At 72.4% G+C, this 14,028-nt stretch carries 11 protein-coding genes and 1 pseudogene; 5 read left to right on the top strand and 7 right to left on the bottom strand.

What is annotated here, in order from left to right; genetic code table 11:
* Positions 1–241 precede the first annotated feature (241 nt).
* From ADK41_RS11900 to ADK41_RS11890, 3 genes are all read left to right on the top strand, one after another.
* Positions 242–664, top strand: coding sequence for a DUF6003 family protein (locus ADK41_RS11900; protein ID WP_030821105.1), 423 nt, complete (start codon positions 242–244; stop codon positions 662–664).
* Positions 665–745: 81 nt separating this feature from the next.
* Positions 746–1,498, top strand: coding sequence for an IclR family transcriptional regulator (locus ADK41_RS11895; protein WP_030821108.1), 753 nt, complete (start codon positions 746–748; stop codon positions 1,496–1,498).
* Positions 1,499–1,638: 140 nt separating this feature from the next.
* Entirely contained in the window at positions 1,639–2,853 is a 1,215-nt protein-coding gene (locus ADK41_RS11890; protein ID WP_106979384.1) for a PP2C family protein-serine/threonine phosphatase, read from the top strand.
* A 10-nt stretch (positions 2,854–2,863) separates the two neighbouring features.
* Here the strand turns inward: ADK41_RS11890 and ADK41_RS11885 are convergent, their stop codons facing one another.
* From ADK41_RS11885 to ADK41_RS11870, 4 genes are read right to left on the bottom strand one after another with little or no spacing between them, the layout of a single operon-like run.
* A complete protein-coding gene (locus ADK41_RS11885; protein WP_030821114.1) occupies positions 2,864–4,243 on the bottom strand; it encodes a GH1 family beta-glucosidase in 1,380 nt (459 codons plus the stop codon).
* 34 nt (positions 4,244–4,277) lie between these two features.
* The gene (locus ADK41_RS11880) at positions 4,278–5,105 is read right to left on the bottom strand and encodes a carbohydrate ABC transporter permease (RefSeq protein WP_030821116.1); all 828 of its coding nucleotides are present in this window, start codon (positions 5,103–5,105) and stop codon (positions 4,278–4,280) included.
* A gap of 5 nt (positions 5,106–5,110) precedes the next feature.
* Complete coding sequence (locus ADK41_RS11875) at positions 5,111–6,064, bottom strand: carbohydrate ABC transporter permease (RefSeq protein ID WP_030821118.1); 954 nt, start codon at positions 6,062–6,064, stop codon at positions 5,111–5,113.
* An 11-nt stretch (positions 6,065–6,075) separates the two neighbouring features.
* Positions 6,076–7,335 (bottom strand): ABC transporter substrate-binding protein, encoded by a 1,260-nt coding sequence (locus ADK41_RS11870; RefSeq protein WP_030821120.1) that lies wholly within the window; start codon positions 7,333–7,335, stop codon positions 6,076–6,078.
* 294 nt (positions 7,336–7,629) lie between these two features.
* Here ADK41_RS11870 and yicI point away from each other — a divergent pair, with 294 nt between their 5' ends.
* Complete coding sequence (gene yicI, locus ADK41_RS11865) at positions 7,630–9,900, top strand: alpha-xylosidase (RefSeq protein ID WP_030821121.1); 2,271 nt, start codon at positions 7,630–7,632, stop codon at positions 9,898–9,900.
* Positions 9,901–9,905: 5 nt separating this feature from the next.
* On the opposite strand, the gene ppk2 is transcribed toward yicI, so the two are convergent.
* Complete coding sequence (gene ppk2 / locus ADK41_RS11860; protein ID WP_030821122.1) at positions 9,906–10,904, bottom strand: polyphosphate kinase 2; 999 nt, start codon at positions 10,902–10,904, stop codon at positions 9,906–9,908.
* A gap of 185 nt (positions 10,905–11,089) precedes the next feature.
* On the opposite strand from ppk2, the pseudogene ADK41_RS11855 reads away from it, so the two are divergent.
* A pseudogene (locus ADK41_RS11855) lies at positions 11,090–11,621 on the top strand (SDR family NAD(P)-dependent oxidoreductase); the annotation flags it as partial.
* Positions 11,622–11,650: 29 nt separating this feature from the next.
* Here ADK41_RS11855 and ADK41_RS11850 read toward each other — a convergent pair.
* Positions 11,651–12,412 carry a sulfite exporter TauE/SafE family protein gene (locus tag ADK41_RS11850; RefSeq protein WP_030821123.1) on the bottom strand — a complete coding sequence of 254 codons (762 nt, stop codon included), beginning with the start codon at positions 12,410–12,412 and terminating at the stop codon, positions 11,651–11,653.
* Positions 12,413–12,822: 410 nt separating this feature from the next.
* Entirely contained in the window at positions 12,823–13,815 is a 993-nt protein-coding gene (locus ADK41_RS11845; protein WP_030821124.1) for a LacI family DNA-binding transcriptional regulator, read from the bottom strand.
* Between the last annotated feature and the right edge of the window lie 213 nt (positions 13,816–14,028).

The raw sequence follows: 14,028 nt of genomic DNA, 5'->3' as shown, positions 1-14,028 counted from the left end.
CGGCCGGGTCCGCTCCGTGCGGACCCGGCCGCATTCCGGTGGGCGCCCGTCCGTTCCCCCGCGTTCACGCAACCTTCCGGGGCTTCCGGGGCTTCCGGGGCTTCCGCCGACGAGCCACGGCCGGACCGAGGTCGCGGGACGGTGGTCACCCCATGGTGGGCGGTGCGCGGTGAGAGTGCCTTCACGGGGTAGAGGAGCTGCGATCAGTGACCGCTTTCCCGTGAGGAAGGGACATCCGGACATGACCGACGACGCCTACCTGGTCCTGCTCGACGACGCGGACGGACCGCTCGGCGTCCCCCTGACCGCCGTGGGGGAACTCGCCTGCCTGGACACGCCGGCGGTGCGGGCCTGGCTCGGCGCGCAGGGGGTCACCGTCACCTCCCCCCGGTTGCGCCTCCTCCCGCCCGAGGAGACGGGGGCCATTCCGGAGGGCACCGAACGCCTTCCCGTTCCGCTCGGCGCCGAGGAGCTGAGCCGCCTGCGCGGTGAACTCACTCCCCCGGACCAGGCACGGGTGGAGGAGGAACTGCTGGCCTACCGGTCCTGCACGAACGGACGGGACGGACTGCTGACGCGGGCGCTGGCCACCGGGGTTCCGGCCCACCGGATCGCGGAACTGACCGGTGAGGACCTCACGACAGTGAAGGCGGCGGCCCACTGAGCGACGCGGCGTCCGGCCGCGGCGGGAAGCGGGAGCGACGCCGGTCTTGCCTGCGGCGGGCGGCCGGCGCAGGCTGGTCCCATGGGCGCGAGCCCGACGCTCATCACCTCCGTGCAGCGGGCCTTCCGGCTGCTGGAGGCGGTGAGCGCCCATCGCAACGGCGCGCCGGCGAAACAGCTGGCACGGGAGACGGGCCTGCCCCTGGCCACGGCCTACCACCTGCTGCGCACGCTGGTGCACGACGGGTACCTGCGCAAGCTGGAGGACGGTGGATTCGTCCTGGGCGACCGGTTCCAGACCCTGCACACGGCGGGCCACGGCCAGACGCTGCTCAGCCGGGTCCGCCCGGCGCTCGCCGCGCTGCGGGACGAGCTGTCCAGCGCCGCCTACCTCACCTTCTACGAGGACGGCGAGATCCGCGTCGCCGAGATCGTCGACGGTCCCCGCACCCCGCGGGCCGAGCTGTGGGTGGGGTTCGAGGACGCCGGGCACGCCACCGCGCTGGGCAAGTCGGTGCTCCGGGAGCTCGACGACGAGGCGCGCAGGGAGTACCTCTCCCGGCATCCGCTGAACGACCTCACCCCGCGGACGATCACCACGGCCGAGGAGCTGGTCCGCCGGCTGGAGCGCAGCGCCCTGGCCCCGGCCGTCACCGACCTGGAGGAGTACTCCCTGGGCACCGTCTGCATCGCGGTGCCGGTCTACAGCGGGAACACCCTGGGCTCGCTCGGCGTCTCCATGCCGAAGGACCGGCTGCACCGGCTCGACGAGGTCCGCGAGCGCCTCCTGCCGACCGCCGGGCGGGTGACCCGGGGACTGTCGTTCACTATCTGAAAAGCATCCCCTTGTGACGTCCTCAACCATCATCTTTCCTGATGGAGTCAGACATGACGGATGCGCGCACACCGCGCAAAGGTGAGGACTGCGGACGACACATGAGTCACGCCCGTCAGCATGGACGCGACCACCGGCCGATGCGGCAGTACGAACGGGGGGTCCGCCACGCGTGGTCGCTCCGGGCACGGGCCGTCGCGCACTGGGTCGCCGGCACCCCCGCCCTCTCCGTACTGATCGTCTGCGCCGTCGTGTTCGTCGACCTCGTCGGCGGGACGGGCACGGTGTGGCTGCCGTTGCTCGCCGCCGGTCCGGCGCTGGCGGCGGCCACCAGCCGGCCGGCCGGCGTCCTCGGGGTCGGGCTCCTCGCCGCGCTCCTCGGCGCGGGCATCGGCGTCCGGCGCGGGATGGCGGCCTCGGAGCTGGCCGTCGTCCTCTCCACGCTGGTGGCCGTCGCCCTGGCCGGCACGCTCGCCGGCGTCCTGCGCGCCCGCCGGGAGCGGGTGCTCGCCGCCGTCCGTTCCGTCGCGGAGACCGCGCAGCACGCCCTGCTCGTGCCCGTCCCGGAGACCGTCGGTCCGTTCCGGACGGCGGTCCACTACAGCGCCGCGGCGGCGGAGGCCCGGATCGGCGGGGACCTCTACGCGCTCGTCCCCACTCCGTACGGGGTCCGGATGATCGTCGGCGACGTGCGCGGCAAGGGGCTGCCCGCGGTGGGGACGGCCGCCCTCGTGCTCGGTGTCTTCCGGGAGGCCGCCCACGACGAGCCGGAGCTGCTGGACGTCGTCTCCCGGATCGAACGGAGCCTGGCCCGCAACCTCGGCGACGACGACTTCGTCACCGCCGTCGTCGCCGGCTACCCGGAGCCGGGGCGGCTGGAGGTGGTCAACTGCGGACACGCTCCCCCGCTGCTGGTCCGCGGCGCCGAGGTGGTGCCGGTGGACCCCGTCCGCCCGGCGCCTCCCCTGGGGCTGCGCGCCCTGACGGGCGAGTCCCCCGGCCTCCAGGTGGTGTCCCTCGACGAGGGGGACCAGTTGCTGCTCTACACCGACGGGGTCACGGAGGCCCGCGACACCGAGCGTGAGTTCTACCCGCTGGCCGAGGGCCTGGCCCGGCACCTGTGCGACGAGCCGGCCCGCACGCTCGCCGCGCTGCACCAGGATCTGCTGGACCACGTGGGTGGCCGGCTGCACGACGACGCGGCCCTGCTCCTGCTGCGCAAGCCCTTCGCCACCGCGGGGACGGGGGACGCGGGCGGCCCCGCGCCCACCGGCTCCCCCGTCGTCCGGCCGCTCACGGCGGAGCCGGGACCGGGCGTCGGCGGCGCCTTCGACGCTCGTGAGGGCACCGCCTAGGGTCGGTCCGTCAGGGCCGCTGGGCGGCGATCATGCGCCGGTACCAGTGGTAGCTGTCCTTCGGGGTGCGCCGCTGCGTGTCGTAGTCGACCCGGACGATGCCGAAGCGCTTGTCGTAGCCGAAGGCCCACTCGAAGTTGTCGAGCAGGGACCACACGTAGTAGCCGCGCACGTCCACGCCCGCGTCGATCGCGGCCCGCAGCGCGGTGAGGTGGTCGCGCAGGTACGCCACCCGGCCGGTGTCGTGCACGGCGCCGTCCGCGCTCACCTCGTCGTCCTCGGCGGAGCCGTTCTCGGTGATGTGCACCGGCGGCAGGGCGTCCCCGTACTGCTCCTTCAGGTCCACCAGGAGATCGGTGAAGGTGTCCGGGGCCACCGGCCAGCCCATCGCGGTGTGCCGGACGCCGGGCATCGCCGTCTCGGCGTAGCGGTTGTCGGTCGCCACGCGCAGGGCGGGGTCGCCCTCGCGGTACGGGGCGTCGGCGACGACGATCGGGCGGTAGTAGTTGATGCCGAGGAAGTCCAGCGGCCGGCTGATCAGCTCCAGGTCGCCGTCGCGGCGGAAGTCCTGTCCGGTGATCAGTTCGCCCCAGGTGTCCTCCTCGGTGTCCGGGTAGCGCCCGGCGAGGATCGGCTCCGTCCACACCAGGTTGTGCAGGGTGTCGGCGCGCACGACGGCCTCCCGGTCGGCGACGGAGCCGGTGGCGGGCAGGTGGTGGTCGAGGTTGAGGGTGATGCCGACCTCGCGGACCCCGGCGGACCGGAGCGCCCGGACGGCGAGTCCGTGGCCGACCAGGAGGTGGTGGGCGGCGGCCAGGGCGCCCCGGCCCTCGCGGGCGCCCGGCGCGTGACGGCCCACGGAGTAGCCGAGGAAGGCGCTGCACCACGGCTCGTTGAGGGTGATCCAGCGGGGCACCCGGTCGCCCAGGTGCTCGGCGACGACGGCCGCGTACTCGGCGAACCGCTCGGCGGTCTCCCGCACCCGCCAGCCGCCCCGGTCCTCCAGCGCCTGCGGGAGGTCCCAGTGGTAGAGGGTGGCGGCGGGCTCGATGCCGGCGGCGAGGAGCTCGTCGACCAGGCGGGAGTAGAAGTCCAGGCCCTTGGGGTTCACCGGGCCGGCGCCGTCGGGCACGATGCGCGGCCAGGCGACCGAGAAGCGGTACGAGCCGACGCCGAGGTCGCGCAGCAGCGCCACGTCCTCGGGGTAGCGGTGGTAGTGGTCGCAGGCGACGTCACCGGTGTCGCCGTTCGCGACCAGGCCGGGGGTGTGGCTGTAGGTGTCCCAGATCGACGGGCCGCGGCCGTCCTCGTACGCCGCGCCCTCGATCTGGTAGGAGGCGGTCGCGGCGCCGAGGACGAAGCCGGGCGGGAAACGGGGGAAGTCGCTCATGCGGGTCGGTCCATCCCGGTGTGTGCGGTGGTGATCACTTGACGGAGCCCCCGGTGATGCCGGCGGCGATGTACTTCTGGGCGAGGACGAGCAGGATCGCGGCCGGGACGGCGGAGAGCACGGACGCGGCCATCACCGCGCCCCAGTCCCCGACGTGGGCGCCGATGTACTGGTAGATGCCCAGCGTGATCGGCTTGACGTCGTCGGTGGTGTTCAGGGTGAGCGCGAACATGAAGTCGCTCCACGAGAACAGGAACGCGAACAGGCCGGAGGTGATCAGCGAGTTGCGGCTCATCGGGAGCACCACCCGCAGGAAGACCCGCACCGGACCGGCGCCGTCGATCTCGGCGGCCTCGATGACCTCGCCCGGGATGGACACCATGAAGGAGCGCATCAGGACGATGGAGAACGGGATGCCGAGCGAGGCGTCCGCGAGCATCAGGCCGAAGTAGGAGTTCACCAGGCCCAGGTCGACGTACGAGTTGTAGAGGGCGTTGGCGATGACGATGCCCGGCACCATCTGGGTGATCAGGGTGCCGAACACGATCGTGCGCGAGCCGCGCAGGCCGAACCGGGCCAGCCCGTAGGCCGCCGGGGCGGAGACGGCCAGGCAGATGGCGACGGCGCCGAACGAGACCAGCAGCGAGGTCAGCAGATGTCCGCCCTGGTCGCCGAAGGCCTTGGAGAATCCGGAGAGGTCCAGGCTGCCGGGCACCGGGTCGACCTGGAGCAGGCCCGACTCGGGCTGGAGCGCCGTGTTGAGCATCCAGTACAGCGGAAAGAGCATCACGCCCAGGACGAGCACGCCGGCGGCGGTGGAGCCCCAGCGGCGTCGGGACGCGGCGGGAGTGTGAGCGGCCATGTCGGTCACTTCCCCTCGGTGCGGTTGGCCCGCAGGTAGAACACCGCGAACACCGCGGAGATGAGGATGAGTACGTTGCCGACGACCGCGCCGGCGCCGAAGTCCAGCTCCACGAAGGAGTTCTGGTAGGTGAGCGTGCCCAGGGTCTGGGTGGCGTCGGCGGGTCCGCCGTCGGTGAGGGCGAGGATCAGGTCGAGGATCTTGACCGTCGACATGAAGCCGAGCACCAGGACGACCGTGATCACCGGCTTGAGCATCGGCAGGGTGACGGAGCGGAAGGTCCGCCAGCCCGAGGCGCCGTCCAGGGAGGCGGCCTCGTACAGCTCCTTGGGGATCTCCTGGAGGCCGCCGTACAGGATGACCATGTTGAACGGGATGCCGATCCAGATGTTGACCAGGATCACCGAGAGCAGCGCCATGTCGGGGCTGGTCAGCCACGGGGTCTGACCGCCCAGCCCCAGGGTGTCCAGGAAGGTGTTGAGCACGCCGGTGTCCTGGTCGAGGATGCGGCGCCACACGATGCCGGACACCACCATGGGCACCAGCCAGGGCAGCAGGATCAGCGACCGCAGGACGCCCCCGAGGGGGAACCTGCGGTTGAAGAAGACGGCGAGGGCGAGGCCGATGCAGAACTGGCCGAGCAGGGATCCGGCGGTGAAGACGAGGGTGTGCCACAGGGCCTTGCCGAACAGGGCGTCCTGGAAGACGGACGACCAGTTGTCGGCGCCGTTGAAGGGGGCCTCGCCGGTGAAGAACGTCTTCGGCGTGTAGTGCTGGAAGCTCATCACGATGTTGCGGACGAGCGGATAGCCGAAGAACAGCAGCATGAAGACGACGGCGGGGGCGACGAAGCCCCACTGGGCGAGTCGGCGGCGCAGCCGCTGCCGGGCCGGGTCCGGCGCGGCGCCCTTCCCGGAGGTCTTCGCGGGCGCCGGAGCGGTGACGGTGGACGTGGTCATGGGCGCGTACCTCAGTTCCCGCTCGTGGCGCGCTGCTGGGCGCGCTGCAGGGCGGTCTCGCTGGACTGGCCGGTCAGGGCGGACTGGAAGGCGCTCTGCAGGGCGAGCGACACGCCCGACCAGCCGGCGCCGAGCTTGGCGGTGCGGGACCGGGCGGCGGCGACCTGGTCGGCCAGCGCGTCCAGCTCGGGCACCTCCTCGCGCCACTTCGCGGCGGCCTTCTCGTTGGCCGGGACCATCCAGCTGTTCAGGGCGTAGGTGAGCTGTTCCTTCTCGCTCGCCAGACAGGCGACGATCCGGCCGGCGGTCTTCTCGCGCTCGGTGTCGCCGGTGCGGGGCACGGTGAGCACGGCGCCGCCGAGCGGCCCCACCGAGTCGGCGCCCGCCTCGGGGACGGGGATCTGCGCGATCTCCCAGTGCAGCGACTTCTTGGTGTTGAGGGTCTCGACCTGCCACGGGCCGTTGATCATCATCGCGGCGTTCCCGGCCATGAACTGGTCGTTCACGTCGGCCTGCGTCCAGTTGACCGTGGACTTGGACAGCGACCCGTCCTGGAGCAGCGCCTTCCAGTAGTCGAGCGCCTCGACGACCCGAGGGCTGTCGAGGTCCGTCTCGTCACCGCCGTTGGACCACATGAAGGGCGTGAACTGGAAGACGCCGTCCTCGGCGCCGCCCGCGCTGAGCGCCAGGCCGTACCGGTTGCCCTCGGTGAGCCTCTTCGCCGTCCGCCGCAGCTCGTCCCAGGTGGTGGGCACCGGGACGCCCGCCTCGTCCAGGACGTCCTTGTTGTAGAAGAGGGCGAGGGTGTTCACGGAGCGGGCCGCTCCGTAGTACGTGCCCTTGTAGGAGCCGAAGTCGACGATGCCCTCGGGGATGTCGTCGGTGGCGAGGCCCAGGGAGCGCAGGTCGACGAGCCCGCCGGCGTCGGCGAAGGTCGGCATCTCGGAGGCGTCGAACTGCACGATGTCCGGCAGCGACTTCGACGAGGCCATCCGCAGGGCCTTCGTCATCACCTGCGAGGCGGGGACGCTCTGCTGCTCGACGCGTACGCCCAGCTGCTCGCCGCAGCGGGCCATCGCCTCGGCGTCCCAGCGGTGGTAGGTCTCGTCGGTCGAGGAGTTCATCACGGTGTACACGTCGCTGTCGCGCTGCTGTGCGCAGCCGGTCAGCGCCGCTCCGGCGATGAGGACGGAGACGGCGGCGAACGACGTGGCGGCTCCGCGTGAACGTCCGCGCGCGCGGTGTGCGGCAACCGGAGGAAGTGCTGTCACGGTGGGTGCCCTTGCGTGGGGACCGGCTCGGCGTGTGCTGAGCCGGTGACTCGTTCAGGAGGCTGGTGAAGCGCTTCGACTGGTGACGACTCTCGCCGAGGTGTTGCCTGGCGCTGCACCGGGTGTAATTTGTTTTGCCTGATTACTAATACGTCAGCAGAAGCCGGTCGCGCTAGCCCCCCAGCGATACGATCTGCTTGTCCCAAGGCGTGACAGGTTCTGCGTCTCCTGTCATAGTTCCTGGTCAGAGGCTTTCTCCCGGGCCTCTGCCGCCCTCCCCCTCCGAGGAAGACCATGAAATTCACTGACGGCTTCTGGCGCATCCGCGACGGCGTCCAGATCGCGTACGCCACCGAGGTGCGCGATGTGCGCCCGGAATCGAAGCGCTTCACCGGCTACGCCGCCGTGAAGAAAGTGACACGCAGGGGCGACACCCTGAACGCCCCGCTGATCACGGTCGAGTGCTTCTCCCCCGCCGAGGGCGTGATCGGCGTGCGGGTCACCCACCACGCGGGCAAGTACCGGCCGGGCCCCGACTTCGCCCTCACCGGGGACGCGGACGGCGCGGGAACGGTACGCCAAGGCGGCACCGTCACCGAGCTGACCAGCGGTCCCCTGTCCCTGCGCCTGGACGGGGAGGGCCCCTTCGCGCTCACCTTCCACGACGCGGACGGACGCGAACTGACCCGCGCCGGCGCCAAGAGCACCGCCTTCGCCACCACCGGCGAGGGAGCCCACCACGTGCTGAGCCGGCTGTCGCTCGGCGTCGGCGAGCAGGTCTACGGCCTGGGCGAGCGCTTCACCCCGTTCGTCAAGAACGGCCAGACCGTCGACGTCTGGCAGGCCGACGGCGGCACCAGCAGCGAGCAGGCCTACAAGAACGTCCCGTTCTACCTCTCCTCCCGCGGCTACGGCGTCTTCGTCAACCACCCCGGCGCCGTCTCCTTCGAGATCGGCTCCGAGTCCGTCGGGCAGGTCCAGTTCAGCGTCGAGGACCAGGCGCTGGAGTACTACGTCGTCGCCGGCCCCACCCCGAAGGACGTCCTCGGCCGCTACACGGCCCTCACCGGCCGCCCGGCCCTGCCCCCGGCCTGGTCGTTCGGCCTGTGGCTCAGCACCTCCTTCACCACCTCGTACGACGAGGCGACGGTGACGTCGTTCGTCGACGGCATGGCCGAGCGCGGCATCCCGCTGTCGGTGTTCCACTTCGACTGCTTCTGGATGCGCGAGTACCAGTGGTGCGACTTCCAGTGGGACCCGGACGTCTTCCCCGACCCGGAGGGCATGCTGGCCCGGCTCAAGGAGAAGGGCCTGCGGATCAGCGCCTGGATCAACCCGTACATCGCCCAGAAGTCCCCGCTCTTCGACGAGGCCGCGGCCCTCGGGCACCTGGTGCGCCGCCCGAACGGCGACGTGTGGCAGTGGGACCTGTGGCAGGCCGGCATGGGACTGGTCGACTTCACCAGTCCCGACGCCCGCGCCTGGTTCCAGTCGAAGCTCAAGCCGCTGCTCGACCAGGGGGTGGACAGCTTCAAGACGGACTTCGGCGAGCGCATCCCCACCGATGTCGTCTGGCACGACGGCTCCGACCCCGAGCGGATGCACAACTACTACACGCACCTGTACAACCGGACGGTGTTCGAGCTCCTGGAGAAGGAGCGCGGGCAGGGTGAGGCGGTGCTCTTCGCCCGGTCCGCGACCGCCGGCGGCCAGCAGTACCCGGTCCACTGGGGCGGCGACTGCTGGTCGTCCTTCGAGGCGATGGCCGAGTCGCTGCGCGGCGGGCTGTCCCTGTCGCTGAGCGGGTTCGGCTTCTGGAGCCACGACATCGGCGGCTTCGAGGGCACGCCCGTCCCCTCGGTGTTCAAGCGCTGGCTCGCCTTCGGCCTGCTCTCCTCGCACAGCCGGCTGCACGGCTCCACGTCGTACCGGGTGCCGTGGGAGTTCGGCGACGAGGCGGTCGACGTCGCCCGGCGGTTCACCCTGCTCAAGCACCGCCTGATGCCGTATCTGTACGGCGCCGCCGTCGAGGCCCACCGCACGGGCGTGCCGATGATGCGGCCCATGGTGCTGGAGTTCCCGCACGACCCGGCGTGCCGCCCGCTCGACCGCCAGTACATGCTCGGCCCCGATCTGCTGGTCGCGCCGGTGTTCAGCGAGGACGGCGAGGTGGAGGTCTACCTGCCCGAGGGCGCCTGGACCCACCTGCTGAGCGGCGAGCGGGTCACCGGCCCGTGCTGGCGCACCGAACGGCACGGCTACGACAGCCTTCCGCTCTACGTCCGCGAGGGCGCCGTGCTGCCGCTGGCCGGCGACGACTCCCGGCCCGACGGCGACTGGCTGGACGCCCCGGTCCTGCTCGTGCACCCCCCGGCCGCGGCCGACTACGCGGCCGAGGTCACCGTGCCGGACACGGCGGGGCTCGCGGCGGCGACGTTCCGGGTCCGGCGCGACGGCGACGTCCTGCGGGTCACCGCGTCCGGGACCGACCGCCCGTTCACGGTGCGCGTGGCCGGCGGGGCCCAGGCACGGGGCGCGGGCGAGGTGACGCTGCCGCTGGGGTGAGCGGGTCACGTACCCGGGTGACTGCCCGGGCCGTGGCCGGGTCCCGCGAGGGGGGTCGGTGAGAGGACCGCGGGTTCCTCACCGGCCTCCAGCAGGGTGTCCGCCGCGCCCACGATCAGCGGGTCCGGCTTGCCCAGGGCCCCGTGGTCCTTCGCCGGATAGTCGCAGCGGTCCAGGAGGCTGCGCATGGCCTCCAGCCGGCCCCGGCGCTTGTCGTTGTTCTTCACGACCGTCCACGGCGCGTGGGGCGTGTCCGTCGCCCGGAACATCTCGATCTTGGCCTTGGTGTAGTCGTCCCAGCGGTCGAGCGAGGCGAGGTCCATCGGCGACAGCTTCCAGCGGCGCACCGGATCGACCTGGCGGATCGCGAACCGGGTCCGCTGCTCGGCCCGGGACACGGAGAACCAGAACTTCACCAGCATGATGCCGTCGTCGGTGAGCAGCCGCTCGAAGAGGGGCGCCTGCTCGAGGAACTGGTGGTACTCGGTGTCCGTGCAAAACCCCATGACCCGCTCGACGCCCGCACGGTTGTACCAGGAGCGGTCGAAGAAGACGATCTCGCCGCGGGACGGCAGGTGGGCCACATAGCGCTGGAAGTACCACTGTCCCGCCTCCCGCTCGGTCGGCTTCTCCAGGGCGACCACACGGGCGCCACGGGGGTTGAGGCGTTCCATGAACCGCTGGATGGTGCCGCCCTTGCCGGCCGCGTCCCGTCCCTCGCAGAGCACGACGACGCGCTGACCGGTGTCCTTCACCCACCGCTGCATCTTCAGCAGCTCGATCTGCAGGATGCGCTTGGTCCTCTCGTACTCCGCCCGTTTGATCCTGCGGTCGTAGGGGTGGTTCTCCCGCCAGGTCTCGATCGGGGTGCCGTCGGCGTCGAGCAGCACGGGCCGCTCCGGGCGCCGGTCGTCCACCTCCAGCCCGTCGAGCAGGTCGTCGCCGTTCCCGCCGGTCCCGGCCCCCGTCCGGCCGTCCGGCGCGTCCGCGTGTTCGGCCGTCACGTCGTCTCCCGCCTCCTCGCGAGTGCGTTACGAGAAGCGTATGCCCGCCGGGCGGTTCGCGGTGATGCGACCGCTGGTGCGGGGAAGGACCGGGACCGGGTGGAGCGTGCGCGCGGGCAGCGCCTTGCGTCCGTGTTCGGGCATCTCATGCAGGCACTGGTACCCAGGCGAAGGGGGTGCACGACGTGCGGATCGATCTCAGGGGCCGTACGGCGCCGGTCACCGGCTCCGCCCGGGGCATCGGTGCGGCGATCGCCGCCGGGCCGGCGCGGGCGGGCGCCCGGGGCGCGGTCGACGGACGCTCCGCCGAGCGCGTGCGCGGCCGTGCCGCCGCCCTCGGGCGGGAGGTGCCCGGCGCCGACGTGGTGCCGGTCGCGGCGGACGTGACCACCGAGGCGGGTGCCGCGCAGGTCGCCGAGGCCCTGCCGCGGGTGGACGTCCTCGCCGCCGGCCTCGGTGTCTTCGGTTCCGCGCACCCGCCGGAGATCACCGACGACGAGTGGCGGCGCTGTTTCGAGGCGGACGTCCCCAGCCGCGGTGCGGCCGACCCGGCTCTTGCCTTCCTGCGCGAGCACCGGCCCGCGGTCGCTGCCGCAACGGCTGAGCGAGCCGGAGGAGATCGCCCACATGGTCGTCCACCCCGGCTCGGAGCAGGCCTCCGCGACGACGGGCGGGGCGCCGCGCGTCGACGGCGGCTGCGTGGACGCGCTCCTGCCCCGAGGACGTGTCCCGGGAGCGGGCGGTGATCAGCGGAGCAGCTGGACGAGGGCGACGGTGCCGATCGTGACGATGAGGGCGCGCAGCACCGCGGGGCTGAATCTGCGGCCGGCCTTCGCTCCGAGCTGGCCGCCCAGGGCGGATCCGGCCGCGATGAGCGCGACGGCCGTCCAGTCGAAGTCGGCGACGAAGAGGAAGAAGGCCGCGGCGACCGTGTTGACGATCGCGGAGAGCACGTTCTTGACGGCGTTGAGGCGTTGCAGCGGCTCGTCGAGGAGCAGGCCCATCAGGGACATGTAGATGATGCCCTGGGCGGCGGAGAAGTAGCCGCCGTAGACGCTGGCCAGGGTCAGGCCGGCGGACAGCGGCCATCCGCCGTCGCGGCGGGAGGGGTGTCCCTTCGCGCGGCGGCTGCGCACCTTCCTGCCGATCAGGGGCTGGAACGCGACGAGGACGAGGGCGAGCCCCACCAGGGTCGGCACGATGGTCTCGAACGCCTCGGCGGGCAGGGCCAGCAGGAGCGTCGCGCCGCAGAGCCCGCCCAGCGCGGCGCCGACCCCGAGCCTGCGGACGCGCCGGCCCTGGCCGGCGAGTTCCCGGCGGTAGCCGATGGCGCCGCTGACGGAGCCGGGGATCAGGCCGAGCGCGTTGGAGACCGTGGCGGTGACGGGGGACAGCCCGGTGGCGAGCAGCACGGGGAAGGTGACCAGCGTCCCCGAGCCGACGACCGCGTTCATGGTGCCGGCGCCGACGCCCGCCGCGAAGACGCCGAGCATCTCCGGCGGCGTCATGCCGTGGCTCCGGTCGCGTCGTCGCCGCCCGGTGACCGCCGGCGCGGACCGGGGCCCGAAGAAACGTCCATGGGAGGACGCTAGCCTCCGTACCCCCCGGCGATCACCGAAGGACCGGGAGACCCTGGCCACACCCGCGTGGACGCCGCTGCCCCGGGAGAGGGCGCCGGGTCCGTCCGGAACCGTTCCGGTGCGGTCACCGGGCCGGGGCCGAAGGAGCGGGCGGCCTCGGCGCGGAGCCGGAAACCCGGGCGGACGCCGGCGCGGGCGCACCCGGCGGTGACCCGCCCGGCCGGCCCGGCGCGAGGGCCAAAGGCAGCGTGCGGCAGCGCGAGGAAAGCGGCCCGGGCACGCCCCCGGTCACCGGGACCCGCACGCCGACCGGTCCACGGAGAAAGGGAGTTCGCTCGTCAGGCGGACCCCGGCGGCGGTGCCGTGCTGGCCCGCGGCACCAGCCGGGTCGGGACGAGCGTGGTACCCCGTTCCGGGCCGCCCCGGCGCATCTTGCTCAGCACCGCCTGCACGCAGAGCCGCCCCACCTCGGCGAAGTCCTGGTGGACGGTGGTCAGCGGGGGAAGGAAGGAGGACGCCTCGGGGATGTCGTCGAAGCCGATGACGCTGACGTCCTCGGGGACGCGCCGGCCGTGTTCGTGCAGGGCGCGCAACAGGCCCAGCGCCATCTGGTCGTTGGCGGCGAAGACGGCCGTGCACTCGTCCCGGGCCGCGAGTTCGAGGCCGGCCCGGTAGCCCGATTCCGCCGACCAGTCGCCCCGGACGAGGGGCGGCGGAACGCGTCCGGCCTCGAGGAGGGCGGCCCGCCAGGCGTCCGTGCGGCGCTGGGCCGCGAAGGACTCCTCGGGGCCGCCCAGGTGCCACACCGTGCGGTGCCCGAGGTCGAGCAGGTGCCGCACGGCGGCCCGGGTGCCCCCGGCCTGATCGGTGTCGACGACCGTGTAGTGGTTGCCGGCGTCGGAGTCGGCCACGACGAGCTGGACGTGCGGGGGCAGGGTGACCGTCGCCGCGTCCAGGAGGTGGACCTCCATGATGACGATCACGGCGTCGACGGCGAGTTCCTCCAGCCGGGAGAACGCGCCCTGCACCTCGTCCTGGGTCGGCACGGCGACCGGCAGCAGGGTCACGGCGTAGCCCTCGCGCGCGGCGGAGTTGGCGATCGCCTCCAGGGTGCGGACGTTGCCGGTGGTGGACAGGGTGAAGGTGATGACGCCGATGGTGCGGAACTCGCCACGCTTCAGGGCGCGGGCCGCGCTGTTGGGACGGTAGCCGAGCTCCTTCATCGCGGCCAGGACCTGACGGCGGGTCTCCTCGGTCACGCCCGCGTAGCCGTTGGACACACGGGAGACGGTCTGGGACGAGACCCCCGCCAGGCGGGCCACGTCGGCCATGGAGGCCGTGGTGCGGGCACGGATGCGCCGGAGCGCCGGAGCGCCGCCGGCCGTGTCCCGCGTGGCGTCGGCCGCTTCGGCCGTGGGGCCGGGCAGGTTCACCGGCGTTCTCCCCACCGTGTCCACTCGACGTCAGCCGCCTCTCTGTCGCTGCTCGCGTCACGGGTTCCCCCAGGGGACCCTTGACCGTCGTCCTCGGGGCAGTGTAGACAT

Origin of the sequence: Streptomyces caelestis (assembly GCF_001279005.1) — a bacterium.
Lineage (GTDB): Bacteria > Actinomycetota > Actinomycetes > Streptomycetales > Streptomycetaceae > Streptomyces > Streptomyces heliomycini.
This window is presented reverse-complemented; position numbering and strand designations above follow the sequence as displayed.